Here is a 1,776-nt window from a genome sequence, read left to right on the forward strand (position 1 = left end):
TGAATGATATAGTTAAAAATAAAGAAAAAGTTGCTAACTTTTTTAAGCATAATAAGATTCGTTATGCTGCTTGATTTTCATTGTATTTTTGTGGGGGAGTAATAAGTTATAAATATTATAATATAAACTTAACTAATAAAGGGATAAAATGGAAGAAAAAATATTAGCATGTGATAATGAAATATGTAAAGTTAAAGATGAATGTGAAAGATATAGATTATATAAAGCAGGTGAAAAAGAGTATAAAACTCATAATGGAAAAGCCCATAAAGGTTGTGGACAGTTTATTCAAAATACAAAGTAAATAGTAAAATATTATATATAAAACTAAAGTCTAACTCTAATTTGGACTTTAGTTCTATTCAAACTGATTAGAAACATCAGAAACATCAGAAACAGCATATCCAATAAACAACAACATTGCTACACCTGCTATAAAAGCAATTATTTCTATCATTCAGTATCCTTTAGTTTTTTAAGTAATTCATTGATATTTAAATTTAATTTATGAACTTTACCAAAAGCAAAAATTGATACAATAAAACCCATAAGTGCTATTAATAATGAAAATACTGGTTTATCACCTGTAAGTACATATACTATCATAGCAACCGAACCGCTTATTAAAGCAAAAAACATATTAAATACTTGATTTCTTCTATCTCTTAAATTGTCAATTTCTTTTAATAAATAATCTTTAAACGCCATAGAAACATTATGTATAAAATAGTATTAATTTGGGTTCCAGAAGACTTAGTTATTATTTAAGTTATCTGATATAATACTCTAATTTATTTTAAAAGCAAAATTATGGCATTACAAAAGTGGGAAGTATTTCAAAATGAGGCAACATATTTTTTTAAGTAATTATTTTATAACCGCCTTTAAGATATTGTGCTCATCAGTAGCTACACTTTCACCCACTACTTTTGCAATATTTCCACCAAATATTTTCCCCATAAGACCCATATTCATAGCACTTATCATTATCTTTCCATCTTTTTCATACACACCCCAAGCACAAGGCATCATAGTAGATATCTCTGGATTTGTTTCTATCATATCTTTTGCATAATTTGCTTTACAAAGCTCTATTATTCTAACTTCTCTATCAAAATCAAGCCCGTGTTTTTGTATAGTTTTGTTCATATTTCTTATCTTACCAGCTACACTCCAACCATTTGCTTTAATTGACTTAGCTAAAGCTTCTGTAGTCTCGTCTACTGTTGAGTATTTACTTTGATGTTGAACTATCATCATACCAGGCATCATAGTTATAATACCCAAAGCCATAGCTAATGCACCTGCTAAAAAAGCGAAGATTGTTTTTTTCATAAGTATCCTTAAAAATTTATTTTATAATATTAACTTTATATAGTAACAGAACAGTTACAAAATAATATTTTATTAGTCTCAAAGCATGGGAGTGAGAAACTATTTTAATTTCAATGTTATTCTTCTAAACTAGAATAATGAAGCTCTAATCCCTTAGAAGTTGTAACAAACCCATTGATGTTGATTTTCCCCTCGTGTACTAGCTTATGATGCTTTTTACACAGTGGAATAAGATTAAATTTATGGTTTTGATTTATATGACCTATGAAACCTTGTTCATCACTGTTTTTTTGTTCATTTATATGGTGAACATCGTCAACTCCAGCTCCACAAATCGCACAAGCAGCTATATATAAGTCTTTGTTGTATGTACTAGTTTTCTTTTTAGATAATCGCTCAATTGTATCGTAGTCATCAGTTAAACGCTTTCTAATACTATTT

General features: G+C 27.9%; 4 protein-coding genes. 1 reads left to right on the forward strand and 3 read right to left on the reverse strand.

Annotated elements, in window-relative coordinates; translation table 11 throughout:
- Positions 1 to 148 precede the first annotated feature (148 nt).
- A complete protein-coding gene (locus U9R42_13250) occupies positions 149 to 304 on the forward strand; it encodes a hypothetical protein (protein MEA3496986.1) in 156 nt (51 codons plus the stop codon).
- A gap of 149 nt (positions 305 to 453) precedes the next feature.
- Here the strand turns inward: U9R42_13250 and U9R42_13255 are convergent, their stop codons facing one another.
- The 3 genes from U9R42_13255 to U9R42_13265 form a co-directional block, all read right to left on the reverse strand.
- On the reverse strand, positions 454 to 708 hold the full coding sequence (locus U9R42_13255; protein ID MEA3496987.1) for a hypothetical protein: 255 nt from the start codon (positions 706 to 708) through the stop codon (positions 454 to 456).
- Positions 709 to 867: 159 nt separating this feature from the next.
- On the reverse strand, positions 868 to 1,335 hold the full coding sequence (locus U9R42_13260; protein MEA3496988.1) for a DUF302 domain-containing protein: 468 nt from the start codon (positions 1,333 to 1,335) through the stop codon (positions 868 to 870).
- A 116-nt stretch (positions 1,336 to 1,451) separates the two neighbouring features.
- Positions 1,452 to 1,776 (reverse strand): DNA mismatch repair protein (locus tag U9R42_13265; protein MEA3496989.1); only part of this gene is annotated, 325 nt, incomplete at its 5' end.

The sequence above is a fragment of the Bacteroidota bacterium genome, from assembly GCA_034723125.1.
Classification (GTDB): domain Bacteria; phylum Bacteroidota; class Bacteroidia; order CAILMK01; family JAAYUY01; genus JAYEOP01.

What these genes read in the sequence shown, in the direction of transcription:
- U9R42_13250 (MEA3496986.1), top strand. Translation starts at nt 149, where the DNA reads ATGGAAGAAAAAATATTAGCATGTGATAATGAAATATGTAAAGTTAAA.
- U9R42_13255 (MEA3496987.1), bottom strand. Translation starts at nt 708, where the DNA reads ATGGCGTTTAAAGATTATTTATTAAAAGAAATTGACAATTTAAGAGAT.
- U9R42_13260 (MEA3496988.1), bottom strand. Translation starts at nt 1,335, where the DNA reads ATGAAAAAAACAATCTTCGCTTTTTTAGCAGGTGCATTAGCTATGGCT.